Genomic DNA, 1,212 nt, shown 5'->3' with positions numbered 1-1,212 from the left:
ACCGGTAAGATGTTCTCCGGCGGCTGGAAGCAGATTGATGGCAAGTGGTACTACTTCTATGCGGACGGATCTATGGCGGTCAGCACCAAGGTGGACGGCTATGAAGTCGGCGCGGATGGTGCGAGAAAGTAACTTACTACAAATTCGGAAAGGACACGAAGCAGCATTGGAGTATATTGAAGCAGTAACAATAGATGCCGCAAGCGGTTTTCGGGACATATAACTTCTGCTGCTTTGTTCCATTCCCATAGCGGTGCAAGGGAGGCCGCTTATGGGTAGATACCCCTTTTGACCTTTCTCCACCGCTAACAGGTGGAGACTTCCAAAACAAAATATCCAGTCCGATCAGGGCGCAAGTGATAGCAAGTTCACTTGTGCCCTCTTTTTGTACGCGCTGTTTCTACATAAAACCTAAAAAAGCTGGAAAGAAACACAAAAAATGCCACCGCAGAAGGACAAGAAAGGACAAGCCTCCTCCTGTCAGACCTTTTTTCTACAAGAACTTCCCATTCGACAGCGTTCCTGACGCCGGCGGCCCTGGATGCCGGTCGCCGCCCCGTTTCGATTCGTCCGCAAACCAACCCACGAATCGAAACGGAGGAACACCATGAGCAATGAAAGAAAACAACGGTATCTTTACATAGACGGACAAGCTGTACCGGTAAGCGAACAGGTCTACCGCGTGTATCAGCACTACGAACGAAAAGAGGAATACTTTTCCTACGACTTGAAAGTGGAAAAGTTCCAGAAAGAAACCGCCTCTTTCCTACCCAGTAGAGAGGATTCCTATGAGCGTCTGCTGGAACAGGACAGGCAGCTTGCCGCACCCGGAAAAAGCGTAGAACAGCTTGCAGCGGAACATCTGGAAGCAGAGCAAGTACGCTTCTGTCTTTCCAAATTAAGCGAGGACGAGCGAGAGCTGATTTTACTGCTTTTCTATCAGGAAAAGACGGAACAGGAAGTCGGGAATATGCTACACATTTCGCAGCAGTCGGTCAATAAGAGAAAACAGACGCTACTGTTGAAGCTGAGAAAAATTTTTGAAGAATTTTTCTAAAATCGGTTGTTAAACTGCTTTCCCAACGGGGAAGTAAGTGAGGGGGTCTGTCTCCCTCATGCAGCTTGACAACTGAATAGACGGCATTTCCGGTACACAGCGTTGAGGAACAAAATTATATAACTTTACTAAGTCAACGCATATCACCTTTTATT

2 protein-coding genes are annotated in these 1,212 nt (G+C 47.5%); both read left to right on the top strand.

Going from position 1 to position 1,212, the window contains the following annotated elements:
* Positions 1–9: 9 nt before the first annotated feature.
* Positions 10–132, top strand: coding sequence for a hypothetical protein (locus ASU35_RS18560; protein ID WP_083504151.1), 123 nt, complete (start codon positions 10–12; stop codon positions 130–132).
* A gap of 475 nt (positions 133–607) precedes the next feature.
* Entirely contained in the window at positions 608–1,057 is a 450-nt protein-coding gene (locus ASU35_RS05350) for an RNA polymerase sigma factor (RefSeq protein WP_058352021.1), read from the top strand.
* Positions 1,058–1,212: the final 155 nt, after the last annotated feature.

Source organism: Acetivibrio ethanolgignens (genome assembly GCF_001461035.1).
Lineage (GTDB): Bacteria > Bacillota > Clostridia > Lachnospirales > Lachnospiraceae > Velocimicrobium > Velocimicrobium ethanolgignens.
Note: the sequence above shows the minus strand (reverse complement) of the source record. Positions and strands in the feature narration are given on the sequence as shown.